This is a genomic window from Pseudomonas sp. PS02288, from assembly GCF_029959715.1.
GTDB classification, from domain to species: Bacteria; Pseudomonadota; Gammaproteobacteria; order Pseudomonadales; family Pseudomonadaceae; genus Pseudomonas_O; species Pseudomonas_O kuykendallii.
Window position 1 is genome coordinate 12,536 of sequence record NZ_JASCPA010000056.1, and the last position, 22,774, is coordinate 35,309.

At 60.4% G+C, this 22,774-nt stretch carries 26 protein-coding genes, 2 tRNA genes and 3 pseudogenes; 25 read left to right on the forward strand and 6 right to left on the reverse strand.

The features are described from left to right. Positions 1-50: 50 nt before the first annotated feature. From pqqD to QMX85_RS18965, 4 genes are all read left to right on the forward strand, one after another. Positions 51-329: a pyrroloquinoline quinone biosynthesis peptide chaperone PqqD gene (pqqD, locus tag QMX85_RS18950; protein ID WP_282343489.1), complete on the forward strand. Its 279-nt coding sequence runs from the start codon at positions 51-53 to the stop codon at positions 327-329. Then, entirely contained in the window at positions 301-1,455 is a 1,155-nt protein-coding gene (gene pqqE / locus QMX85_RS18955; protein WP_282343492.1) for a pyrroloquinoline quinone biosynthesis protein PqqE, read from the forward strand. The genes pqqD and pqqE overlap by 29 nt, the downstream gene beginning before the upstream one ends. Positions 1,456-1,468: 13 nt before the next feature. Further along, on the forward strand, positions 1,469-3,337 hold the full coding sequence (locus tag QMX85_RS18960; protein ID WP_282343494.1) for a S9 family peptidase: 1,869 nt from the start codon (positions 1,469-1,471) through the stop codon (positions 3,335-3,337). A 76-nt stretch (positions 3,338-3,413) separates the two neighbouring features. Beyond that, positions 3,414-4,100, forward strand: a complete 687-nt coding sequence (locus QMX85_RS18965; RefSeq protein WP_282343496.1) for a PA2778 family cysteine peptidase — start codon at positions 3,414-3,416, stop codon at positions 4,098-4,100. Between the two features lie 40 nt (positions 4,101-4,140). Here the strand turns inward: QMX85_RS18965 and QMX85_RS18970 are convergent, their stop codons facing one another. Beyond that, positions 4,141-5,424 carry an FAD-binding oxidoreductase gene (locus QMX85_RS18970; protein WP_282343498.1) on the reverse strand — a complete coding sequence of 428 codons (1,284 nt, stop codon included), beginning with the start codon at positions 5,422-5,424 and terminating at the stop codon, positions 4,141-4,143. Between the two features lie 174 nt (positions 5,425-5,598). Here QMX85_RS18970 and QMX85_RS18975 point away from each other — a divergent pair. After that, positions 5,599-5,675: transfer RNA gene (locus tag QMX85_RS18975), tRNA-Val, on the forward strand. A gap of 103 nt (positions 5,676-5,778) precedes the next feature. On the opposite strand, the gene QMX85_RS18980 is transcribed toward QMX85_RS18975, so the two are convergent. Further along, positions 5,779-6,615 carry a tyrosine-type recombinase/integrase gene (locus QMX85_RS18980; protein ID WP_282343499.1) on the reverse strand — a complete coding sequence of 279 codons (837 nt, stop codon included), beginning with the start codon at positions 6,613-6,615 and terminating at the stop codon, positions 5,779-5,781. A gap of 62 nt (positions 6,616-6,677) precedes the next feature. On the opposite strand from QMX85_RS18980, the pseudogene QMX85_RS18985 reads away from it, so the two are divergent. From QMX85_RS18985 to QMX85_RS19035, 11 genes and pseudogenes are all read left to right on the forward strand, one after another. Next, a pseudogene (locus tag QMX85_RS18985) lies at positions 6,678-6,965 on the forward strand (KilA-N domain-containing protein); the annotation flags it as partial. Positions 6,966-6,983: 18 nt separating this feature from the next. Continuing rightward, positions 6,984-7,151, forward strand: a complete 168-nt coding sequence (locus QMX85_RS18990; protein WP_282343531.1) for a hypothetical protein — start codon at positions 6,984-6,986, stop codon at positions 7,149-7,151. A gap of 115 nt (positions 7,152-7,266) precedes the next feature. Next, positions 7,267-7,548, forward strand: a complete 282-nt coding sequence (locus QMX85_RS18995; RefSeq protein WP_282343500.1) for a hypothetical protein — start codon at positions 7,267-7,269, stop codon at positions 7,546-7,548. Positions 7,549-7,602: 54 nt separating this feature from the next. After that, positions 7,603-7,881 carry a hypothetical protein gene (locus tag QMX85_RS19000; RefSeq protein WP_282343502.1) on the forward strand — a complete coding sequence of 93 codons (279 nt, stop codon included), beginning with the start codon at positions 7,603-7,605 and terminating at the stop codon, positions 7,879-7,881. A gap of 87 nt (positions 7,882-7,968) precedes the next feature. Beyond that, positions 7,969-8,385: pseudogene (locus QMX85_RS19005) on the forward strand (manganese efflux pump MntP family protein); the annotation flags it as partial. Positions 8,386-8,499: 114 nt separating this feature from the next. After that, positions 8,500-8,676 (forward strand): hypothetical protein, encoded by a 177-nt coding sequence (locus QMX85_RS19010; protein WP_282343504.1) that lies wholly within the window; start codon positions 8,500-8,502, stop codon positions 8,674-8,676. Positions 8,677-8,787: 111 nt separating this feature from the next. After that, positions 8,788-9,009: a hypothetical protein gene (locus tag QMX85_RS19015; protein ID WP_282343506.1), complete on the forward strand. Its 222-nt coding sequence runs from the start codon at positions 8,788-8,790 to the stop codon at positions 9,007-9,009. 96 nt (positions 9,010-9,105) lie between these two features. Further along, entirely contained in the window at positions 9,106-9,315 is a 210-nt protein-coding gene (locus QMX85_RS19020) for a YgdI/YgdR family lipoprotein (protein WP_282343509.1), read from the forward strand. A 161-nt stretch (positions 9,316-9,476) separates the two neighbouring features. Further along, entirely contained in the window at positions 9,477-10,343 is an 867-nt protein-coding gene (locus QMX85_RS19025) for a hypothetical protein (protein ID WP_282343510.1), read from the forward strand. 205 nt (positions 10,344-10,548) lie between these two features. Further along, positions 10,549-10,698: a hypothetical protein gene (locus tag QMX85_RS19030; RefSeq protein WP_282343511.1), complete on the forward strand. Its 150-nt coding sequence runs from the start codon at positions 10,549-10,551 to the stop codon at positions 10,696-10,698. A 144-nt stretch (positions 10,699-10,842) separates the two neighbouring features. Further along, on the forward strand, positions 10,843-11,088 hold the full coding sequence (locus QMX85_RS19035; protein ID WP_348775233.1) for a hypothetical protein: 246 nt from the start codon (positions 10,843-10,845) through the stop codon (positions 11,086-11,088). Positions 11,089-11,164: 76 nt separating this feature from the next. Here QMX85_RS19035 and QMX85_RS19040 read toward each other — a convergent pair whose 3' ends face one another. Next, positions 11,165-11,416, reverse strand: coding sequence for a hypothetical protein (locus tag QMX85_RS19040; RefSeq protein WP_282343515.1), 252 nt, complete (start codon positions 11,414-11,416; stop codon positions 11,165-11,167). A 118-nt stretch (positions 11,417-11,534) separates the two neighbouring features. Then, complete coding sequence (locus QMX85_RS19045) at positions 11,535-12,014, reverse strand: hypothetical protein (protein ID WP_282343517.1); 480 nt, start codon at positions 12,012-12,014, stop codon at positions 11,535-11,537. 318 nt (positions 12,015-12,332) lie between these two features. On the opposite strand from QMX85_RS19045, the gene thrS reads away from it, so the two are divergent. The 9 genes from thrS to QMX85_RS19090 all read left to right on the forward strand — a co-directional run bounded on the left by thrS (position 12,333) and on the right by QMX85_RS19090 (position 19,843). Then, positions 12,333-14,255, forward strand: a complete 1,923-nt coding sequence (gene thrS / locus QMX85_RS19050; RefSeq protein WP_282343520.1) for a threonine--tRNA ligase — start codon at positions 12,333-12,335, stop codon at positions 14,253-14,255. After that, the gene (gene infC / locus QMX85_RS19055; RefSeq protein WP_175534400.1) at positions 14,255-14,806 is read left to right on the forward strand and encodes a translation initiation factor IF-3; all 552 of its coding nucleotides are present in this window, start codon (positions 14,255-14,257) and stop codon (positions 14,804-14,806) included. The genes thrS and infC overlap by 1 nt, the downstream gene beginning before the upstream one ends. A gap of 61 nt (positions 14,807-14,867) precedes the next feature. Continuing rightward, a complete protein-coding gene (gene rpmI / locus QMX85_RS19060) occupies positions 14,868-15,062 on the forward strand; it encodes a 50S ribosomal protein L35 (protein ID WP_090231132.1) in 195 nt (64 codons plus the stop codon). Between the two features lie 29 nt (positions 15,063-15,091). After that, complete coding sequence (gene rplT / locus QMX85_RS19065) at positions 15,092-15,448, forward strand: 50S ribosomal protein L20 (RefSeq protein ID WP_090231131.1); 357 nt, start codon at positions 15,092-15,094, stop codon at positions 15,446-15,448. Positions 15,449-15,541: 93 nt separating this feature from the next. Beyond that, positions 15,542-16,546: a phenylalanine--tRNA ligase subunit alpha gene (pheS, locus tag QMX85_RS19070; RefSeq protein WP_282343523.1), complete on the forward strand. Its 1,005-nt coding sequence runs from the start codon at positions 15,542-15,544 to the stop codon at positions 16,544-16,546. Between the two features lie 126 nt (positions 16,547-16,672). Then, entirely contained in the window at positions 16,673-19,048 is a 2,376-nt protein-coding gene (gene pheT / locus QMX85_RS19075) for a phenylalanine--tRNA ligase subunit beta (protein WP_282343525.1), read from the forward strand. 3 nt (positions 19,049-19,051) lie between these two features. Beyond that, the gene (gene ihfA / locus QMX85_RS19080; RefSeq protein WP_003282572.1) at positions 19,052-19,354 is read left to right on the forward strand and encodes an integration host factor subunit alpha; all 303 of its coding nucleotides are present in this window, start codon (positions 19,052-19,054) and stop codon (positions 19,352-19,354) included. Next, a complete protein-coding gene (locus QMX85_RS19085) occupies positions 19,335-19,691 on the forward strand; it encodes a MerR family transcriptional regulator (protein ID WP_090231128.1) in 357 nt (118 codons plus the stop codon). The genes ihfA and QMX85_RS19085 overlap by 20 nt, the downstream gene beginning before the upstream one ends. A 75-nt stretch (positions 19,692-19,766) precedes the next feature. Next, a tRNA-Pro gene (locus QMX85_RS19090) sits at positions 19,767-19,843 on the forward strand. Between the two features lie 451 nt (positions 19,844-20,294). Here QMX85_RS19090 and QMX85_RS19095 read toward each other — a convergent pair. Together QMX85_RS19095 and QMX85_RS19100 are read right to left on the reverse strand one after the other, a co-directional pair. Further along, a pseudogene (locus QMX85_RS19095) lies at positions 20,295-21,395 on the reverse strand (IS3 family transposase). 118 nt (positions 21,396-21,513) lie between these two features. Then, the gene (locus tag QMX85_RS19100; protein ID WP_282343527.1) at positions 21,514-22,398 is read right to left on the reverse strand and encodes a hypothetical protein; all 885 of its coding nucleotides are present in this window, start codon (positions 22,396-22,398) and stop codon (positions 21,514-21,516) included. Positions 22,399-22,774 lie beyond the last annotated feature (376 nt).

The following is a 22,774-nucleotide window of genomic DNA, read 5'->3' on the forward strand; positions in this document are numbered from 1 at the left end:
AACGTCTCCGTCTGCATATCTCGCGGTGCGCACGGCGCACCACACGGGAGATGCCCATGACCTCCCTGGCGCGAGTACCGGCGCTGCGCCGCGGCTACCGCTTCCAGTTCGAGCCGGCACAGGACGCCCACGTGCTGCTCTATCCGGAGGGGATGATCAAGCTCAACGGCAGTGCCGCGGAAATCCTCAAGCAGGTGGATGGCCAGCGCGACACCGCCGCCATCGTCGCCGCGCTGATCGCGCAGTTCCCCGATGCGCCCGACCTGGCGCCGGATGTTCTCGAATTCTTGGATATCGCCCATGCAAAGCACTGGATCGAGTTTCGCTAAACCGGGCCACACGCCCGGGCCGCCGCTCTGGTTGCTGGCCGAGCTGACCTACCGTTGTCCGCTGCAATGCCCGTACTGCTCCAACCCGCTGGACTTCGCCCAGCAGGGCGCCGAGCTGAGCACGGCGGAGTGGATCGAGGTTTTTCGCCAGGCCCGTGAGCTGGGTGCGGCGCAGCTGGGCTTTTCCGGCGGCGAACCGCTGGTGCGCCAGGACCTTGCCGAGCTGATCAAGGCGGCGCGCGACCTGGGTTATTACACCAACCTGATCACCTCCGGCATCGGCCTGACCGAAAAACGCATCGCCAGCTTCAGCGAGGCGGGGCTGGACCATATACAGATCAGTTTCCAGGCCGCCGACGAAGAGGTTAACAACCTGCTCGCCGGCTCGAAGAAGGCGTTCGCTCACAAGCTGGAAATGGCCCGCGCGGTGAAGGCCCACGGCTATCCGATGGTGCTCAACTTCGTCACCCACCGGCACAACATCGACCGCATCGAGCGGATCATCGAGCTGTGCATCGAGCTGGAAGCGGACTTCGTCGAACTCGCCACCTGCCAGTTCTACGGCTGGGCCGAACTCAACCGTGCCGGCCTGCTGCCGACCCGCGAGCAGCTGCAGCGCGCCGAGCGCATCACCAACCAGTGGCGCGACAAGCTCGAGGCGCAGAACCACCCTTGCAAGCTGATCTTCGTCACCCCGGACTATTACGAGGAGCGCCCCAAGGCCTGCATGAACGGTTGGGGCAACCTGTTCCTCGACATCACCCCGGATGGCACCGCGCTGCCGTGCCACAGCGCGCGGCAACTGCCGGTGCAGTTTCCCAACGTGCGCGAGCACAGCCTGGCGCACATCTGGCACGACTCGTTCGGCTTCAACCGCTTTCGTGGCGATGACTGGATGCGCGAGCCGTGCCGCTCCTGCGACGAGAAGGGCAAGGATTTCGGCGGTTGTCGCTGCCAGGCGTTCATGCTTACCGGTGACGCGACCAATGCCGACCCGGTGTGCAGCAAGTCCGCACAGCATGGCCTGATCCTCGACGCGCGCCGCGAGGCCGAAGAAGCCGCGCTCGGCATGGACCAGCTGCAATTTCGCAACGAGCGCGCCTCACGCCTCATCGCCAAGGCCTGACGGTCGGTTGCCCATGTCCCGCGTGAGCACCGCCCACCGCTACGGATTCTGGCCCAGCCGCTGGAGCGCCGGGAACGCCGCCGCGGCCAGCCGCGATTTCGCCGAGCTGCGCGCCGGACATGGCGGCGTGCTGTGGATCGAGTTCGACCCCGCGGATGCGCGCAGCACCCTGTGGTTTCACCGCGCTGGCGAGCGCCGTTGCCTGTCGCCGGCTGGCGTTTCGCTGCGCAGCCGGGTTTATGAATACGGTGGCGGCGCGTTCTGCGTGACCCGCGACGGTGTCGCCTTCGTCGGCGAGGCGGATCAGCAGGTCTATCGGCAGGCCCTGGACGGCGATCCCCAGGCGCTCACCGACTGCGCCGCGCGCCGCTACGGCGATCTGCAGCACGATGCGTTCGGCGATGCGATATTCGCCGTCGAGGAAGAGCACGGCGATTCGCGCGTGCGGCACCGGATCGTCTCCCTGTCATTGCGCGATGGCGCCCGCGAGGTCGTCATCGAGGGGGCGGATTTCTACGCCGCACCCACGCTTCGCGCCGATGGCCGTCGGCTTGCCTGGATCGAATGGAACCGCCCGGAGCAACCCTGGACCGCCACCCGGCTGTGCGTCGCCGAGCGCGACGCGGACGGGCGCTGGGGCAGCCCGCGCTGCCTGGCCGGTGCGGAGGGTGGCACATCGCTGCAGCAGCCGCGGTTCGCCCAGGATGGTCGCCTGCATTGCCTGAGCGATGCCGGCGGCTGGTGGCAGCCGTGGGTGGAGTGGGGCGGCCAGTGGCAACGGCTGGACGACAGGGCGATCGCACAGTCGGACCATGCCGCCGCACCCTGGCAATTGGGCGCCTGCAGCTACCTGCCACTGGCGAGCGGCCTGCTGCTGAGTCGTTTCGAGGACGGTTTCGGCGTGCTGGCCGAGGCCACGTCCGCCGGCGAACGACGTCTCGCCGAGGCATTCACGCGCTTCCGCCAGGTCGCCGCGGACGACCGGCATTTCTTTGCGATTGCCGCCTCGCCCGAACGCAGCAGCGCGATCCTCGCCATCCAACGGGACGGTGGCGCGGTCGCCGTGCTCGCGGGCGGCGAGGTGATTCTGGGGGAGGGCGATCTGGCTCGTCCCGAGGCGCTGTGCTTTCCCAGCGGCAAGGGCGAAGCGCACGCGTTCTTCTACCCGCCGCGCAATGCCGACTGCCGCGCCATCGACAACGAAAAGCCACCGCTGGTGGTGTTCCTCCATGGCGGGCCGACGTCGGCGTGCTACCCGGTGTTCGATCCGCGCATCCAGTTCTGGACCCAGCGTGGTTTCGCCGTCGCCGATCTCAATTACCGCGGCAGCAGCGGTTTTGGTCGCGACTATCGCAACAGCCTGAGGACGCAGTGGGGCGTCAGCGACGTGCAGGACGCCTGCAGCCTGCTGCAGTATCTGGCGCAGCGCCGCCTCGTCGACGCGCGCCGTGCCTTCATTCGCGGCGGCAGCGCGGGCGGCTACACGGCGCTCTGTGCTTTGGCGTTCGCCGATGCCTTCCGTGGCGGCGCCAGCCTCTATGGTGTCAGCGATCCGCTGGCGCTGGGCCGGGTTACGCACAAGTTCGAGGCCGACTATCTGAACTGGCTGATCGGCGATCCGCAGCGCGATACCGAGCGTTACGCGGCGCGCACCCCGTTGCTGCACGCGCAGCAGATCAGCGCGCCGGTGATCTTCTTCCAGGGCGGGCGCGATGCGGTGGTGCTGCCCGCGCAGACCGAGGCGATGGTCGAAGCGTTGCGACGCAACGGCATTGCCGTCGAGTACCACCTGTATCCCGACGAGCGCCACGGCTTTCGCCAGGCCGCGCACCTGGCCGAGGTGCTGGAGTGCGAGTGGCGCTTCTACCAGGCGCTGCTCTGATCGGCCCCGGTTGCCCTTGGTGAACGCGGGCATCACCGATATGCTCACTGCCTCCTTTCTCCAGCGCCGTCTTCCGATGCCCACACTGAAACGTCTGCTTCCCCTGGCCCTGCTCCTGCTGCTGTCCGCCTGCTCGAGCGAGCCGGTTCTTTCGCCGATCACCTCGCGTCTTCCCGAACGGGTCGAGTTGAGCGATGTGCCGTTCTTCCCGCAGAACGCCTTCCAGAGCGCCCCGGCGGCGATGGCCAGCATGCTCCTGCAGCGCGGCGTGAACACCGACCCCGGCCTGCTCAAGGACCGCGTCTACATCGTCGGTCGCGACGACATGCGGCCGGCGATGGTCGCCACTGCGGAAGCCCACGACATGCTGGTGTATCCATTGCAGCCGACGATGGACGCGCTGCTCGGCGAGGTGGCGGCGGGCAACCCGGTGCTCGTGCTGCAGAACATCGGCATGGACATGTGGCCGGAATGGCATTACGCGGTGGTGGTTGGCTACGACCTGCACAAGCAGACGCTGACGCTGCGCTCCGGCGGTTCGCGCCGGCTGCAAAGCGATTTCGCGGCGTTCGAGAAGACCTGGAAAAGCAGCGAGCGCTGGGCTGTGCTGACGCTGCCCGCCAGCCTGTTGCCGGCCAGTGCGCAGCGCCCGGTCTGGCTCAAGGCCGCGGCAGAACTGAAGGAGGCCGGCCGTGCCGACGCCGCGCAGCGCGCCTACCGCACGGCGGCCGAACGCTGGCCGACGCAAACGACCGCGCAGTGACGAAAAGACGGGGCTTACGAGCCCCGTTTTTCATTCGCCTTCAGAGGCCGAACTTGTCGCGCAGCGTGTAATACCAGGCGCCCAGCGCACTGAACGGCACCTGCAACAGCCGACCGCCGGGGAAGGGGTAATGCGGCAGCCCGGCGAAGGCATCGAAGCGTTCGGCCTGGCCGCGCAGCGCTTCGGCCAGGACCTTGCCGGCCAGGTGCGTGTAGGTCACGCCATGCCCGCTGCAGCCCTGGGAGTAGTAGATGTTGTCGCCCAGGCGGCCGACCTGCGGCAGGCGTGAGAGGGTGAGCAGGAAGTTGCCGGTCCAGGCGAAGTCGATCTTCACGTCTTTGAGCTGCGGGAAGGTCTTGAGCATCTTCGGCCGGATGATCGCCTCGATGTTCGCCGGGTCGCGGGCGCCGTAGACCACGCCACCGCCGTAGATCAACCGACGATCGCCGGAGAGGCGATAGTAGTCCAGCAGGTAGTTGCAGTCCTCCACGCAGTAATCCTGGGGCAGCAGCGAGCGCGCCAGGTCCTCGGACAGCGGCTCGGTGGTGATCACCTGGGTACCGCACGGCATAGATTTCGCGGCCAGCTCCGGGATCAGGTCACCCAGGTAGGCGTTGCCGGCGACCACGACGAACTTCGCCCGTACACGACCCCGAGGCGTGTGCACGACCGGATTGGCTCCGCGCTCGATGCGTGTGGCGGGTGATTGCTCGTGGATCGTGCCGCCAAGGGATTCCACCGCCGCGGCTTCGCCAAGCGCCAGGTTCAATGGGTGGATATGCCCGCCGCTCATGTCCAGCAAGCCGCCGAGGTAGTTGTCGCTGGCCACCACGTCGCGAATGCCTTCACGGTCGAGCAGTTTTAGTTGGTTATGGCCATAGCGCTCCCAGAGCGCCTTCTGCGACTCAAGGTGACCCATCTGCTTGGCGCTCAGCGCAGCGAAGACGCCGCCGTCCTTGAGATCGCAGGCGATGCCGTAGGTGGCGATCCGCTCACGGATGATGCGCCCGCCCTCGAACGCCATCTCGCCGAGCAGCCGTGCCTGCTGTGCGGGCAGCGTGCGCTCGATGACGTCAATGTCGCGGCTGTAGCTGTTGACGATCTGCCCGCCGTTGCGCCCGGACGCACCGAAACCCACTTTCGCCGCTTCCAGGAGGGTCACGCGGAAACCGTTCTCCAGCAGGAACAGGGCTGTCGACAGGCCGGTATAGCCGGCGCCGATGACGCACACGTCGGTTTGCACCTCGCCATCCAGCGCCGGGCGCGGCGGCACCGGGTTGGCGGAGGCGGCGTAATAGGACTGCGGGTAGGCTGTGTGCGACATATTGGAGTCTCTGTTCTTTATTTTTTACGGATGAGTCGATGCTAACCGAGAAGCTCACTCCGCCGCCAGCGCTGTTCGGTTCACTTCGAGTTTTAAAAAACACGGTTTTTTCAGCACGTTAGCGAAAAAATGGTTGACACCCCTGCGGCGCTCCGTAAAATGCGCGGCCAATGCAGGCACATAGCTCAGTTGGTTAGAGCACCACCTTGACATGGTGGGGGTCGTTGGTTCGAATCCAATTGTGCCTACCAAACAAAACCCGTACTGCGCGGGGCTTAGAAGGCGATCCGAAAGGGTCGCCTTTTTTGTTTTGGGCAATCATTGGGAATAGATTGGGAAAACGCACCACCCGATCTACAGCTTCAACCCCGCCTGAACCCTCGTGAAATGAGCCTCCTGCTTCACGTGCCCTCCCTGGTAATAAGCGGTCATTTCCCCGTCAGCGTGACCCATCAGCGCCTGCACATACTCCAGCGGATACCCCTGCTGTTCGTAGAGCCAGGCACCGAGCGCGCGGAGTTCATGCACGGTCGGTCGGGCTCGTGGGTCCTCGATTTGGTCGTAGGCATGAGCCGCGTCGCGGGCTTTCCGAAACTCGTTCGTCAGGTAGTTTTCGGTAATTGCTGACCAATGCTGCTTCGCGTCGATCTGCTCGCGGCGGCGCGCCATCGGCCGGTAGCGGAGTAGGGTGGGGCCGGCGATCGGATCCGCCAGGCATTCCTGGACTACGGCGCGCAGGTCAGGACCCATTTCGATCTCCAAGTGGATAGGATTCTCGTAGCCGGCGGTTTTCCCAGTGCTGACTCTGATGATGCCTTCCGCCATATCGACAGCGGTGCGCTGCCATGTCACCAGATCCTCGCGCCGCTGCAGGCTGAGCAGCGCCAGGCGGATCGCGCGCCGCAGCCAGTCCGGTGTTGTGTCCGCGGAGAGGATCTTCTGCACGCCCTCCAGGGTGTGGCGCTGGCGTTTCTTCTCGGCCTCCTTCTTCTTCAGCGTCATATCGGCGACGTTGCGTTCGGCCAACCCCTTGGCCACGGCGAAGTCCCAAACCTGGATCAGCAGCCCGCGGTGCTTGGTGTAAGCGTTGTTCGTGAACTGGTCGAGATAGTCGGCCATGGCGAGCACGTCGATCTGCCCGACCAATTTCCCGCTGAAGTCGGCGCGGTAGCGCTCCAGCTTGATGCGCACCTCTTTCGCCGTCGACTCCGCGAGCCCGCGAGAGGGCATCCGCGGCAAAACGCTTCGGGAAAGAGCCAACGGGATGGCTCCGTACTATCGATACCGTTGAATACATGAGTGCCTTGGCTGAGGCTCTGTTCGGTAAAGGTGTCTCGGAGACAGATTTAGAGAAGCTTCGCTCGATGAACACCAGGAGCAAGGAGGCCAAGGCCTTCACCCTGGCGCTTGCCAAGACCACCGGCCTCGTGATCACCCAGGCCGGTCGCGGCGGAGGCACATGGCTTCACCCGAAGCTGGGAGTGGCATTCGCAAGATGGCTTGATCTGAAATTCTCGGTTTGGTGCGATCTGCACATCGATGCGCTTCTCCGCGGCGAGTTGGACGAGAAGAAGCAGTTCGACGATGCATGTCTGCGGCTCTCGAAAGGGCAACAGGCCGCCAGCGCGAATGGGAGAGCGCTGGCACGGTGGCGATTCCAGAAGCCGGGGCTGGCGCATCAAGTTGATTATTGGCGCGGTCAGCTGCAACTCACCCTCGGGGTGTAGCCGCCCAGCCTTCGATTGGGTTGCCAAGATTTCGCAGTAGCGCCCCAGCCAAGCGCTGGGTTTCGGTGCTGCTGGTGCGGTGGTAGATTCCCTTGAACTTCAGGGGAGGGACCCTATGTCAGAGCCGACAATCAAATTAGACGTCGTCGAGAAAGCACGCGCTATCAATCAGGCAAACCGCCGCGCGTCGGCGACGAGCAGCTATCTTGCAGCCGCAACAAAAGGGCTTGATGGAGTGCAGCCTGTTGTAGTTGTCGACGTGCACATGCGCTTCGGTTCGATGTTGATGTTCATGATCAAGTGGGCAATTGCATCTATTCCTGCGTTTCTAATACTGCTGTTGATTGGCTGGATCGTGACCAGGTTATTCGGTGGGCCACTGATCGCCCTTTCGTGACAGTTGCACACCCAAACAACCCGCTTCGGCGGGTTTTTTATGCCCGGAGGAAACATGCAAGAAACCAATAGCCGCGAGATCATCGTGAACGGGCAGCCCGTCGTCTGCCGAGAGCTGACGGTGCTTCAGGTTCGGGACTGGTTGAAGGACACAGCCCAGGAAACCGACCCCTTCGAGGCCATGCTGTTCAGCGACTGCACCCTAGGTGATGTCAAGCGCATGACCAGTCTGACTGACGATGCCATCAATGCGATGCGGCCAAGCCAAGTCGAGGACGTGATCGGCGTTTGCAAGGAGCTGAATCCTCATTTTTTCGGCCTTCTGGGCGGCTGACCAAGGTCGCTCAACAGGCCAAAAGCTAGCTGATCTGGATGCCACGTTGAACGCCATGGTCCGGCTGGGCCACGTTCACGCCCCTTACTCGTCGGTTGGCTCATCGGGCAGGCTGCCAGCAGCTACGTGACCGAATGGGATCACTGGATCGCCTTCGGTCTCCTGTTGCTGCTCGGCCTGCACATGATCTACGCCGGCTTGAAACCGGAAGCTGGCGCGCCCGAGGGCGGGGCCGCGCAGCATTCGTTCTGGGTTCTCGCCGCGACGGCGGTCGCTACCAGCATCGATGCGCTGGCCGTAGGCGTGGGGCTGGCGTTCGTGGATGTGAACATCGCCGTCGCGGCGCTGGCAATCGGCTTGGCGACCATGACGATGGTGACGTTGGGAACGCTGCTGGGCCGGGTGCTGGGCGCGATGGTGGGGCGGCGCGCGGAAATTGCCGGGGGGATCGTTCTGATCCTGGTTGGCGGCACCCTTCTCTATGAGCATCTGAGTGGCGCCTGAGGCGCGCCACTCCTGTTTCCGCGACAGGACATTCCGAACTCGCGCGTAATCGATGCGTCGTAGTTGTGCATTTCGCGGTCCGCCGCGAGTTCTGAAGAGTCGTTGGAGTCACGTGTGCAGAAGAAGATCAAACCGAAACCCCTGATGATCGCGGCCACGCCGTTGCTGTGTTGTGGCGTGGCCTTCGCGGCGGTGGGGATGGGCGGCGGAGGCGACACTTTTCTGTACATGGCGCCGGCGTTTCTCGTGCCGGGTTTCCTGCTGCTGGCATTCTCCATGCGCAGGCGGTAGTGCCGTCCTGAGGGGGCCAGGACTCCACCCAGGCGACTGATTTCGGAACGCGCAGCCGGCGGCGGCCTCAAACGGGTACAGGTCTATTCCAGGCCGGGTGAGGAGGTCGCTATGAGTACGGAATCGAACGAGGGGAAAGGGCATCAGGATCTCGGCGAGGGGTCGCTGATCAACGATCCTGGCAACGAGGACCCCGGTTCGATCATCGAGGACGCGCCAGTGCCTCTGAAAAACGATCCCGATGCAAAACCGCCGATGCAGAAACAGGTCGAGCCGCCCTATGACCTGCCCAAAGCGCACATCGGCGGTGAAGGCCGGAAGGCGGATAGCTGATCCGGGCAATCGGCGGTCCTGGCATGCGCTCGGGAGCAAATTTCACCGGCGGGTGTCTGACCCTGTGTCCTCTCTTGGTTAAATGAAGGAGTCACTATGAAGCATTGGATGTTTGCTGCGTTCTGCTTGCTGGGCCTCGCCGGCTGTGCCAGCGATTACGTGATCAGTACCAATGACGGTCAGATGATCACCGCACACGGCGAGCCTAAGCTGGACGAAGACAGCGGCCTCTACGAGTACGAAGACGCTGACGGCCGTACCCAGCAGATTCCGCTGACGCAAGTGAAACAGGTGATGGAACGCTGAGTTTCCTGCAACCGAGAAGCCCCGCCGATGCGGGGCTTTTTTATGGCCTCGCCGCGGCCAGAATCCCATTGACGCCTGGCGTGGTCCTTGCAGAAGACGTTGAAAGCTCCGGGTACGCGCCATTTCTCTGGCGACGCCCTGCACTGCAAAAGGAACCCAGCATGAGCATCATCTCCGGCGGCGCGGCGGGCTACTACTCGGCGAATGCGTCTTCGCTGTATGGCCAGAAGACCACGGCGACAAGCGCTCTGGAGGCCTCGACGGCGAGTCTCGCGAACAAGGCCGCGTCTACGACCTCCGGGCATTCGTCGACCGTTACGCTCTCCAGTGCGGGCCAGCAATCCAATGCGCTGAGCAACTACTACGCGCAGTTCTTTCCCAGTCGAACCGGAATGACTTCGGATGCGTTGGTTCGCAGCGGCATCAGTCCGGGCTCCGTTTCCAGCTCGCAGGGCAAGACACTGGCGGACGTCGCTACCGACGCGCGCAGTCGCATGGATGCCAACTACGCGACGATGAAGGCCAATGGCACACCTTACGATGCGAACAGCCCGGGCAATGTCGACACCATTTCACTGATGGGTAACCTCGACCGTCGCTCGCTGTATTCGGTCAGCGAGAACGTCGGTGGGCTGTTCTCCGGGCAGGAGCAGAAAGCCGCGAGCTCCCTGATGAAGCAGCAGCTGTCGCTGGCTATGGGCGAATTCGTTGGCCCGGCGGACAGCCAGGCGCAGTTCGTCGATCCATACGCCGGGGACGAGACGGCGCGCAATCTCGCTGGTGCGAAATTCCTCGCTGCCGTGAGTAGCGACGAGAAGACTTCGACCGCTTGGAATCAGGAGAAGGCTCCCATCGAGACGGCCCTTCGCACGGCTTCGCTCAAGGAGCAGGTCTCGAAACCTCTGCCGAACCTGTTCGACCTGATGTCCGCGAGCGGGAAGGAAAACGGGGGCACGTCCGGCGAAGGCGGGTTTCCCTCCTTGCAGGACATAAAGGCGACCAACAGCTCGCTGCTGGCGCGGGTTTGAGCGAGTCTGGCCGGTGCCTCACGCGCCTGCGAAGCAGGGTGGCAGCGTTCCGCCAACCTTTGGTTGGGCAATTATCGAGCGTTTTGGCCGCTCTTAACCCTGGACATAACTGAACGGGTAACGGGCTATGGGCTATCGAGTGATAGGTGCTACGCGCGTTTGGTCTAGTGCTGTGCAGGACAGTGACGGCATCAAGGCGTTCGTCATGCTCAGAGGACGTACCGCCGAACAGTCGGCGGCATTCCAGGTGACCCGTACGAAGGATTTCGCCAGCCTCGTCGAGGCGGAATGCGCGGCGGCGGCCATCATCGATCAGATTGCCGGCATCGAAGGGGGCGAGATCCACTTCTATTAGGTTCTGGCTGAATTTGGATCTGTCGATTGTCGACAATGGTTGCTGACGATACAGTATCGCTGCGGCATCCAGCCGCGGGCCGTATGCGGTCAATCCAGCAGCAGGGTTTCGTAGTTGAGCAATCTGAGTTTGTCCGAGGACGACGTGCGTCAAGCATTGGGCCTCATCCCCGCCGCACCGAAGAAACAGAAAAAAGAAAAATCGCCTAATCCCTTCACCTACACCCTGGTCGAGTTGAGCGTCCGTAAGAATGGCGGCCCGCCGTTCCGCTTCGAGCACCGCTCGCGCTCGATCAGCCGGCTGACCGCTCAGTTGGAAGCCGAAAAGGCCGCCCGCGCCCAAGGGTTGGATGTCTGGGTGCTTCTGGACATCCGGCAGGAGTCGAAGTAGCCGGCGCGCCTGGCGATCATTCACGCCAGTCGGGATCGTAGTTCCGGGAAGCCCGGCCCAGACCGGGCTCGTACGGTCACTCGATCGCTTTGGCTTGCTCTACGCCGGCGGATGTCAGCTTTACGGGCAATTCCAGGGACTGGTCGTTCACCGCGCCGGGCAGGATGGTACCTCCCTGAATCAATCCGCGTTCCTGCAAATCGGCCAAACAGTCCACGACGGCCTGCTGGCCTCGATAGTTGTCCAGGACTTCCTTGCCGAGTCCTGCTGGATGAGCATGCAGCAGCCGGGTGAGTACTTCATTCCAGAGTGCTTGTTCGATGGCCATGAGAGCCTCCATCAGTCTGTGGGTGGGTGATGCCTCATGGATTCGGACAGCCTTTGCCGCGACGGTTTCATTGAATTCGACGTGCGGAGCGCGCGTTTGCCCACCTTTCAGCTGCCGCTCAGCGGTCCATTGGCATTCCCTTGATCCTTGGTTCGTCCGGTTTCACTGGCGGGCGCGGAGGCGGTGGAGGCGGCCATGATCCCGGTGGCTTTCCCCAGTGACCGGGTGGCGGCGGGTAATAATCGTGCCGGTAGGGCACATGGCGCTGGTAGCTGCGGTAGCTCTCGGAAATGACGCCTTGCACGTCCGGGGCCGGCGCAGGTGTCGGGGCGACGATGACGATCGGCGGTTGCGCGGGCGCGGGCGCGGCGTCAGTCACCGGCGTGGGTGCCTTTGGCTCTGCCAGCTTGACCGGGTCGCCATCGCCGCTTGGCGGTGGTGGGGCGGTCAGTTCGCTGATGCTGTCCAGGTGTTGCCCGGCCGGGCAGGACGTCTGGGTGAAGTTCACGTTGCCTGCCGCGTCGATGCATTTGAGCACGGTGGTGGCGTGGGTGACGCAGGGCAGATAGGCGAGAACCATGACGATCCAAATGCGCATTGAGGTCTCCCGTGTGACGGGGTTTGTCGGGTTCGTTACGCTGATGGTAAGGCAGTTTCAAAAAGGGAGGTTTGCTTGCGGATATTTTCCTCCCAATGCCGGTTGAACGCATGGATTTAGCTGTTTCTAGCCCTTTCGCTTGTCAGGCAGCGGCGTTTCTGAAAGCATCCGCCCTCCAAAACTTCCAGTGACTCCGGTCCGGTCTGGTTGGCCTTCGGGCTCCAGCCACTGTGAGGCGGGTATACCGCCGGATCGCTTACTGGCTCATCCCAACCCACGTGGCCTTTGGTAGGGGTCACCACTAGGAGAGGAGGCGCCATGCCCATCATCACTCTTCCCGACGGCAGTCAGCGTTCGTTCGATCATCCGGTATCCGTTGCCGAGGTGGCTCAATCCATTGGGGCCGGCCTGGCCAAGGCCACCGTGGCGGGCAAGGTGGACGACCGTCTCGTCGACGCCAGCGATGTCATCGAACATGACGCGCGCCTGCAGATCATCACCCCGAAGGATCAGGAAGGCGTCGAGATCATCCGCCACTCCTGCGCGCACCTGATCGGTCACGCGGTCAAGCAACTCTATCCAACCGCCAAGATGGTGATCGGACCGGTCATCGAAGACGGCTTCTATTACGACATCGCCTACGAGCGTCCCTTCACGCCCGATGACATGGCGGCGATCGAGCAGCGCATGCATCAGCTGATCGACAAGGACTACGACGTCATCAAGAAGATGGCGCCGCGCGCCGAGGTCATCGAAGTGTTCGAGTCCCGTGGCGAGGACTACAAGCTTCGCCTGGTCGAGGACATGCCGAACGAGAAGGCGATGGGGCTCTACTACCACGAAGAATACGTGGATATGTGCCGCGGCCCGCACGTGCCCAATACCCGCTTCCTCAAGGCGTTCAAGCTGACCAAGCTGTCGGGCGCCTACTGGCGCGGCGATGCGAAGAACGAGCAACTGCAGCGTATCTATGGCACCGCCTGGGCCGACAAGAAGCAGCTCGCCGCCTACATCCAGCGCATCGAAGAGGCCGAGAAGCGCGATCACCGCAAGATCGGCAAGCGCCTTGACCTCTTCCATACCCAGGAAGAAGCGCCGGGCATGGTCTTCTGGCATCCCAACGGCTGGAGCATCTATCAGGTGCTCGAGCAGTACATGCGCGTACTGCAGCGCGAGAACGGCTATTCGGAAGTGCGCACGCCGCAGATCGTCGATCGCGTGTTGTGGGAGAAGTCGGGGCATTGGGGCAACTACGCCGACAACATGTTCACCACCGAGTCGGAAAGTCGCGACTACGCGATCAAGCCGATGAACTGCCCGTGCCACGTGCAGATCTTCAACCAGGGCCTGAAGAGCTATCGCGAATTGCCCATGCGCCTGGCCGAGTTCGGCTCCTGCCATCGCAACGAGGCCTCCGGTGCGCTGCACGGCATCATGCGCGTGCGCGGCTTCACCCAGGACGATGCGCACATCTTTTGCACTGAAGAACAGGTGAGCCTGGAGGCGGCTAACTTCATCAAGCTGACCCTGCAGGTCTATGCCGACTTCGGTTTCACCGACGTGATCATGAAGCTCTCCACCCGGCCGGTAAAACGCGTCGGCTCCGACGAAATGTGGGACCGTGCCGAGAAGGCCCTGGCGGACGCACTGGATGCCTCCGGCCTATCCTGGGAGTACCAGCCGGGAGAGGGCGCTTTTTACGGTCCGAAGATCGAGTTCACGCTCAAGGACTGTCTGGGGCGGAACTGGCAGTGCGGAACTCTGCAGTATGATCCGAACCTTCCAGAGCGTCTGGATGCCAGCTACATCAGCGAGGACAATAGCCGTCAGCGCCCGGTGATGCTGCATCGCGCCATCCTGGGCTCGTTCGAGCGTTTCATCGGAATCCTGATCGAGCATTACGAAGGCGCTTTCCCGGCCTGGCTGGCTCCGACTCAGGCAGTGATCATGAACATCACCGACAAACAGGCCGATTTTGCTTCGGAAGTCGAGAAATCTCTGGCTCAAAGCGGGTTTCGTGCCAAGTCCGACTTGAGAAACGAGAAGATCGGCTTTAAAATCCGTGAGCATACTTTGCTCAAGGTTCCCTATCTCTTGGTTGTTGGAGACCGGGAAGTTGAGACACGTTCCGTTGCTGTGCGCACCCGCGAAGGCGTCGACTTGGGCTCCATGCCCCTCGAGCGGTTTCGTGAGTTGCTTGCGCAAGCGGTTTCCCGGCGTGGTCGCCAAGAATCGGAGTAATCACTATTAAGCGTGAAATGAGACAGGATAAGCGAGCTGCACCCAAGGCCCCAATCAACGAGAACATCTCGGCCAGAGAGGTCCGATTGATTGGTGCTGACGGCCAACAGATTGGCGTCGTCTCGATTGATGAAGCGCTTCGCGCTGCTGAAGAAGCCAAACTGGATTTGGTAGAAATCTCTGCTGATGCAGTCCCGCCTGTTTGCCGGATCATGGACTACGGCAAGCATCTCTTCGAAAAGAAGAAGCAGGTTGCAGCGGCCAAGAAGAATCAGAAGCAGCAGCAGATCAAAGAAATCAAGTTTCGACCAGGGACGGAAGAAGGGGATTACCAGGTAAAACTACGCAACCTGGTACGTTTCCTAAATGAAGGGGATAAGGCCAAGGTATCCTTGCGATTCCGCGGCCGAGAGATGGCCCACCAGGAGCTGGGGATGGAGTTGTTGAAGCGGGTCGAAACCGATCTCGCGGAATACGGCGCCGTCGAACAACATCCTAAGATGGAAGGACGCCAACTGATCATGGTCATCGCCCCCAAAAAGCGGAAATAACCACCAGGGCACTGGCAGGCCTTGCGGTTATGTGTAATCACTGAATGCGGAGTATCCGAACATGCCAAAGATGAAGACCAAAAGTGGCGCTGCGAAGCGCTTCAAGAAGACTGCTGCGGGCCTCAAGCACAAGCACGCCTTCAAGAGCCACATCCTTACCAAGATGTCCACCAAACGTAAGCGTCAGCTGCGCGGCACCTCGCTGTTGCATGCATCCGACGTCGCTCGTGTCGAGCGCTCGTTGCGTCTACGTTGATTTCGTTCATCGGTCTGGAGGATTAATTCATGGCTCGTGTTAAGCGTGGCGTCATCGCCCGTGCTCGTCACAAGAAAATTCTGAAACTCGCCAAAGGCTACTACGGCGCACGTTCGCGTGTGTTCCGTGTTGCCAAGCAGGCGGTGATCAAGGCTGGCCAATACGCCTACCGTGACCGCCGTCAGCGGAAGCGTCAGTTCCGCGCTCTGTGGATCGCTCGTATCAATGCTGGTGCTCGTGTCAACGGTCTGTCCTACAGCCGTCTGATCGCCGGTCTGAAAAAAGCGGCCATCGAGATCGATCGTAAAGTTCTGGCCGATCTGGCAGTGAACGAAAAAGCGGCGTTCGCTGCGATTGTCGAGAAAGCCAAAGCCACTCTGGCTTAACTCCCCGACAATCATCGGGTTCGCCCGGTGCTGAACGTCAACGATAGGGGAAGAGCCTGTGCTCTTCCCCTATTTCGTATCTGGAGCCCTGAAATGGAAAACCTGGATGCATTGGTCTCGCAAGCGCTAGAGGCCGTGCAACATAGCGAAGACGTCAATGCCCTGGAGCAGATCCGGGTTCTTTATCTTGGCAAGAAAGGTGAGTTGACCCAGGTGATGAAGACCCTGGGCGATATTCCTGCCGAAGAGCGCCCCAAAGTTGGCGCCCTCATCAATGCCGCCAAGGAGCGCGTCCAGGATGCGCTGAATGCACGCAAGGCAGGGCTGGAGAGCGCTGCGCTGAGCGCCAAGCTGGCTGCCGAGCGTATCGACGTGACGTTGCCTGGTCGCGGCCAGACTACCGGTGGATTGCATCCGGTTACCCGTACGCTGGAGCGTATCGAGGAGCTCTTTGCCGACATCGGTTATGACGTTGCCGAAGGGCCTGAGATCGAAGACGACTACCACAACTTCGAAGCGCTCAACATTCCCGGCCACCACCCGGCTCGGGCGATGCACGACACCTTCTACTTCAATGCCAACATGCTGTTGCGCACCCATACGTCGCCGGTGCAGATCCGCACGATGGAGCAGCAGCAACCGCCGATTCGCATCATCTGCCCTGGTCGCGTTTATCGCTGCGACTCGGATCAGACTCACTCGCCGATGTTCCATCAGGTCGAGGGCTTGGTGATCGACGAGAACGTCAGCTTTGCCGACCTGAAAAGCACCATCGAAGGATTTCTGCGCGAGTTCTTCGAAGAGGAATTGGAGGTCCGCTTCCGCCCCTCCTACTTCCCCTTCACCGAGCCCTCCGCCGAGGTGGATATCCGCCGTGTGGTGAAGAAAAACGGTCAGGAGAGTGCCGGCTGGCTGGAAGTGCTCGGCTGCGGCATGGTCCATCCGAATGTGCTGCGTATGGCAGGCATCGATCCGGATCGTTATCAGGGCTTCGCTTTCGGCATGGGCGCGGAGCGACTGGCGATGCTGCGCTATGGCGTCAACGATCTGCGCTTGTTCTTCGACAACGACCTGCGCTTCCTTGCGCAGTTTCGCTGATCGGCTAAACGAATCGAGCTGCCGCGAGGCAGGTATGCGAGGACGGGCGGTGGCGCAAGGCATCCGCTTCGTTCTCTTGCGGTTTGACCCGGCATGGGCCGAGTGGTCGCCGCCTAGGAGAGCAGAATGAAATTCAGCGAGCAGTGGCTGCGCAGTTGGGTGAATCCATCGGTTTCCCATGATGATCTGGTAGCGCGGCTGTCGATGGTCGGCCTGGAAGTGGACGACGTGATCCCGGTCGCCGGTGCCTTCACTGGCGTCGTCGTGGGCGAGGTGTTGAGCACGGATCAGCATCCGGGTGCCGACAAGCTTCGCGTTTGCCAGGTCAGCGACGGCTCGGCGATTTTTCAGGTCGTGTGCGGCGCGCCCAACGTGCGCCCTGGTTTGAAGATTCCGTTCGCGATGATCGGCGCCGAGCTGCTGGGCGACTTCAAGATCAAGAAGGCCAAGCTACGCGGCGTCGAGTCCAACGGCATGCTGTGTTCGGCTTCCGAGCTGAAGATTAGCGAGGATAACGACGGGCTGATGGAGCTGTCGGCGGACGCGCCGGTAGGTGAAGACCTGCGTACTTACCTTAACCTCGACGATGCGAGCATCGAACTCGGCCTGACGCCCAATCGTGGCGACTGCCTGTCGATTGCCGGTCTGGCCCGCGAAGTCGGCGCTATCTACGGCGCCACCGTGACCCCGGTGGAAGTGGCTGCAGTTCCGGCCAGTCATGATCAGACCGTTTCGGTCGAGGTGGCGGAGCCCAAGGCGTGCCCGCGTTATCTCGGGCGGGTGTTGCGCGATGTCGACCTGGGCAGACCGACCCCGCTGTGGATGGTCGAGCGTCTGCGCCGTTCCGATGTGCGCAGCATCGATGCGGTGGTGGACGTTACCAACTACGTCATGCTCGAACTGGGCCAGCCGATGCACGCCTTCGACCTTGCCGAGATCAACGGCGGTATCCGGGTGCGCATGGCCGAAGCGGGCGAGCAGCTGGTGCTGCTGGATGGTCAGGATGTTGAGTTGCGTCCCGATACGCTGGTGATCGCAGATCATCAGCGCGCACTAGCGATTGCCGGAGTGATGGGTGGCGAGCACAGCGGCGTGAGTGAAAGGACGCGCGACCTGTTTCTGGAAAGCGCCTTCTTCGAACCGATTTCGGTGGCCGGCAAGGCGCGCTCCTACGGTTTGCACACCGATGCCTCGCATCGCTACGAACGTGGCGTCGATTGGCAACTGGCGCGTACCGCGATGGAGCGGGCCACGGCGTTGCTGCTCGATATCGTCGGCGGTTCTGCGGGGCCGGTCGTTGAGGCGGTCAGCGAGGCGGATCTTCCCCAGTCCACCACGGTTGTTCTGCGCGCAGAGCGCATCGAGCAGATGCTTGGCCTGGCAATGCCGGCCGAGGAAGTCGAGCGTTTGCTGAACGGCCTCGAATTGGTCGTGGCTGGCGGTGATGGGCAGTGGAGCGTGTCGGTGCCCAGCCATCGTTTCGACATTTCCCTCGAAGTGGATCTGATTGAGGAGCTGGCCCGCCTTTACGGCTACAACCGTTTGCCGGTGCGTTACCCACAAGCCCGACTGGCCCCCAAGGGAAAGCCGGAGGCAAAGGTTGCACTGAGCAAGCTTCGTCGCCAGTTGGTGGCGCGCGGCTATCAGGAGGCGATCACCTTCAGCTTCATCGACCCGAAGCTGTTCGAGCTCTTCCATCCCGGCGTGGAGCCTCTGCTGCTGGCCAATCCGATTTCCGCCGATCTCGCGGCGATGCGCGTCTCTCTGTGGCCGGGCCTGGTCAAGGCCGTGCAGCACAACCTCAATCGCCAGCAGGATCGCGTGCGCCTGTTCGAGACTGGCCAGCGTTTCATCGGTGCGCTTGATGGGCTGCAGCAGCAGCCCGTTCTATCCGGGGTGATATGCGGTTCGCGTCAGCCCGAGGCCTGGGCGAATAGCCGTGAGCCCGTTGATTTCTATGACCTCAAGGCTGACGTGGAAGCGCTGCTGGCGGTGGCTGGCGCGGGCGATGCATTCAGCTTCGGGCCGGCTGAGCACGCGGCGCTTCACCCCGGGCAGACTGCTCGCGTCGAGCGCGACGGGCGTCTGGTCGGCTTCCTTGGGGCGCTGCATCCCGAGCTCGGTAAAGCCTTGGGTCTGGAGAAGCCCGTCTTCCTCTTCGAGGTGTTATTGAGCGAAGTGGTCCAGGGGCGTCTGCCGGCATTCGGCGAGCTGTCCCGCTTCCCCGAAGTGCGCCGTGATCTTGCCTTTATCGTGGATCGCGATCTGCCTTCGCAAGAAGTGCTTTCGGCCATTCGTGAGCGGGGAGGGGAATTCCTGACCGACCTCAGGCTATTTGACGTGTATGACGGTAAAGGTATTGATCCGCATAGAAAAAGCCTCGCCGTCGGCTTGACCTGGCAGCATCCATCACGCACTCTTAATGACGATGAGGTGAACGCCATTACGCAAAACATCCTCACTTCGCTGGAAGAAAGGTTCAACGCCACGTTAAGGAAGTAGCGTATGGGGGCTCTGACGAAAGCTGAGATGGCTGAACGTCTGTACGAAGAGCTAGGCCTGAATAAACGGGAAGCCAAGGAATTGGTGGAGCTGTTTTTCGAGGAGATCCGTCAGGCGCTTGAGCACAACGAACAAGTCAAATTGTCCGGTTTCGGCAATTTCGATTTACGTGACAAGCGCCAGCGTCCGGGCCGAAACCCCAAGACAGGCGAAGAAATCCCAATCACTGCGCGCCGCGTGGTGACCTTTCGTCCAGGGCAAAAGTTGAAGGCCAGAGTCGAAGCTTATGCTGGAACCAAGTCATAACGACGAACTGCCACCCATTCCCGGCAAGCGCTATTTCACCATCGGTGAGGTAAGCGAACTTTGTGCGGTGAAACCCCATGTCCTGCGCTACTGGGAGCAGGAGTTTCCCCAGCTCAATCCGGTCAAGCGTCGTGGCAATCGTCGCTACTATCAGCGTCAGGATGTGTTGATGATTCGCCAGATCCGCGCGCTTCTCTATGACCAAGGATTCACCATCGGTGGGGCGCGTCAGCGTCTTTCTGGCGACGAAGCCAAGGACGATACTACCCAGTACAAGCAACTGATCCGGCAGACGATCACCGAACTGGAAGATGTACTTCAGGCCTTGCGTAAGTAACCAGCAAAAAACTTCCACATTTCAGTTGGTTAAGGTATAGTCCCTTCCGCTTTCAGCAGTGCTGGAAGCGCTTGTCGGGGCGTAGCGCAGCCTGGTAGCGCACTTGCATGGGGTGCAAGGGGTCGAGTGTTCGAATCACTCCGTCCCGACCAAAAAACCCTAGAAAATCCAGTCACTTAGCGGTGACTGGATTTTTTTATGGTAGATGGATTTTGCCTGCCTCTGAATTTTGCCCCACTTTTTGCCCCACTGCTGATTTTCTAAAGTTTGCGCGCCTCGGTCTTGCAGAGCTGTCTGTATGGAGATCTTTTTCGCGTGGCAATGAAAGGTCTGTTAGACGGGGCGCGCGCCCTTTCAAACTGGGCACTGTCGCCTTGTTAAGTTAGTGACTCAGCCAATCGTCAGAACTCTTGAGGTGGGCGGTATTGCGCTGTACGGCATTCCTCTCCGTAGTGCTTGATCGCGATCGCAATGACTAGGCAGGCAGGGGGCGCCGCTTGACGGGCGTTTCTCAATGACCTCCAGCATTAAGTGACGGACATCAGTCACTACTAAAGTCGTATCGGCTGGCCGACGTCTTCCCGTCTTCAGTAGCAGCTGGCTTTAGAGTCCTGGATCAATTTAACGGCTTTCGCGATCAGTTGCTTGGCATAGGCAGACGGGGTTAACCCGCCGAGACCCTTCTTTGGCCTTTCCTCGTTGTATTCCCGTCGCCACGCTCCGACGCCCACTTGGGCGTGTGGCGGGCTGGTGAACAAGTGCTCGTTCAGGCGCTCGTCACGGAAGCGCCCGTTAAACGATTCGATATAGGCATTCTGATTGGGCTTACCTGGTTCAATCAGGAACAGCTGTACACCTCGCGGATGAGCCCAGGTCAGCATGGCCCGACCACAGAATTCCTTGCCGTTATCCGTGCGGATGGCTTTGGGCAGACCGCGTGACATGGCCAGACGTATCCAGGATGCGCGTCAACGAAAGTCCGCCAATCGTTCTTTCCGGCACGATGGCGACAGCCTCATGGGTGGCATCATCCACCATTGTCAGGATATTCATGACACGCCCTTCAGCCGTGCGATCAAATACAAAGTCCATCGACCAGACCTGGTTGGCGGCCCGAGGGCGGCCCAGCGGCAGTCGATCTGCAATGGGGATCTTCTTGCGCTTACGCCTTCTCACCTGCAAGCGGGCTTCGGCATACAGACGTTCCACCCGCTTGTGGTTGACTACCTCACCAGCCTGGCGCAGCTTCAAATAGATCATCGCGGCGCCATAGTGACGATGCCGATGTCCCAGGGCCACAATGCGCTCGCGCAGCCTCTGGTTGCGATCCGGCCTCGGTTGGTAGCGCAGAGCTCTGGCGCTCATGCGCATCACCTGAAGCGCTCGGCGCTCACTCAAGCCGCGTGCCTTCATGTGGCGCACCAGCTCGCGACGGGAGAGTGCGCTCACCACTTTTTCGCAACGCCTCGCGGGTGACTTCGATCTCCAGCATCGACTCGGCGATCATTTTCTTCAGCCGGGCATTTTCGCTTTCCAGCTCCTTCAGGCGCTTGGCATCCGACACACTCATCCCGCCAAACTTGCTACGAGGTAGTAACTGACCTCCGCCAAGCCGTGCCGACGACACAGCTCCTTGATCGGCAGTCCAGCCTCTGCTTCGCGCGGGAAGCCAATAATTTGCTTTTCTGTGAAACGTTTTTTCATGTCCAATCTCCTGGTTACTGGGATTGGACTCTAAAGCTGAGCGCGACTCAAATCAGGGGAAGCGTCGGGCGCACAGCATAACCTTCCTGAAAGATTAACGAGCCATGCAAACAGTCCACTAGGTCAATTTAGTTAGTGCTTTTCTTTCTGAGATATAAATCCCTTTTTCCTCTTCCATCTGAATCAGTATTTCTAGTACTTCGGTTCTTTTTAAATCGTATTTATCCGCTAGCCTGTCAAGGCGATTTATTGCCTTGTCAGATAGGATGAAGTTGTATTGCTTTTTTCCTGTTAATTTGGCTCGATATTTATTTTGGCTCCATCGTTTCTTGATGGATTCCATGAGTAGTATTTTTTCTGGTGTGGTAATGAGTTGGGTGTCGAGCAAGATTATAAAGTCGTCTTTTTCTTTTGGGGTGTTTTGTTGGGATGTCAGGAGTGGGAATTTCCTTTTAGTTATTTCCCATGCGGTTTCTAGCCTTTGTTCGATGTCGCTGCTATCAAACCATTTGAATATGTGGTCTGAGCTCGAGTGCTGTTCCCATTCAAATTTTATTTGATTGATTATCCATGACTTCTGGTTTTTTTCTATTGCCCACATGTCCAGCATTGCAATGGTAAGAGGTCTGTCCGTCAAATTGGTAGGGGGCATGATGGACTGATAGTCGTATTTCTCAATAAGCTTTCTAACTATAAATCTATTTTGTCTTCTGTTGCTTGTTATCCACTCTAAGTCTTTTTCTGGTAGCAAGAATAAGGCGCTATTTTCCTCAATAAATTCTGCGCTTCCTTGAGTATTCTGGATGAGATCTGCCATACGATCTCGCATGCCAGGGCTGCCGAGCTCCCCGAGTTTCACGAGTTCCTTTAGTTCCTCTGGTTTCCTAGGAACGGCGTGCGAGGTTTGGCTCTTCAGTAAGAGCCATAGCCAGGTGCTTAGCCTGCCATCTACATTGAGGCCGTTCAGCGTTTTCTGGAGTCTGTCGTTGATTGCGTTAGCCATGACGTAAGCTCTTTCTAATTTCAACTCTAGTAGAATTTCAGTGATTTTATAGATTAATTTGTGTTGTTTTCTTGTCGTATTTTACTGGTTCCATAGAGGTTCTAATCAGTCGTAGGCGCAGTATACATGGGGGCTAACGGATGGGGCAGCGTTCTGAATCGTCTTTTCGGTTCGATTCAGTGTCCTGCGGCTAGGTTGGTGATGGGTGCGTTGCCGCGTTGTGCGATCAGGAAACTGACTTTGATCGTCGACCTCACTTTCTAGTTACAGAGAAAGCCAGGTGTGGGGGGGGGGCTGTGCGGGTGGTTGTTCGGTAGGGGGGGCTTGGCGGCGTGTAAAAAAGCCCGGGGAAGCCAGAACTGATGAGTCAAGTTAG